The 546-nt window shown below is 46.2% G+C and carries 1 protein-coding gene; it reads right to left on the reverse strand.

Annotation, left to right across the window (positions count from 1 at the left end; genetic code table 11):
* The coding region (locus ACNOHI_RS25450; protein ID WP_420477510.1) for a SusD/RagB family nutrient-binding outer membrane lipoprotein at positions 1-546 on the reverse strand (546 nt) is incomplete at both ends.

A 546-nucleotide genomic window follows, 5' to 3' on the forward strand; every position in this document is an offset into this window, starting at 1 on the left:
GAAGGCTTATCTGTCGAGTTAGCTATATAAGCTACCGCTCCCTGAACCTTATTTTCAGAGAACGACATAGTTATTCCCTGTTCATAGAAGGTTTTCGCGTCGCCTCCCATCTGCCAGCCCCGTAAAGCACCTTCAGCACGCAAAAAATAAGACTCAGCCACAGTCATCCATACTATTTCTGTGCTGCTGTTATCTACATTCAGGTTTGATATCTTATTTCCTGTATAATTCGCCCAGGATGCAGGGGTTATACCCAGCCGGACTCCGTGATATAATCCATCCAGAGCAGCAGGTTTAAAGTATGCGCTAATCCGGGGATCCTTATAGCCATTCAGGTAAGCATCCATCGAGGCAGTCATTCTGGCCTCGCCCTCATTAAAATTATATGCGATCTCAAAAAGTGGATGCATATAAACCAGATCACCAGAGTGCTTAAGTGAAGCTCGGTCTCCCAGGTCTGAAATTACACCGAAAACGTTTGTAACTGAGTTTTCGGCCTCCTGCCTTGCCAGGGTGGGGTTTGCATAAACCACACGCATTGCAAGT

It is taken from the genome of Noviherbaspirillum sp. ST9, assembly GCF_048799745.1.
Lineage (GTDB): Bacteria > Pseudomonadota > Gammaproteobacteria > Burkholderiales > Burkholderiaceae_D > Noviherbaspirillum.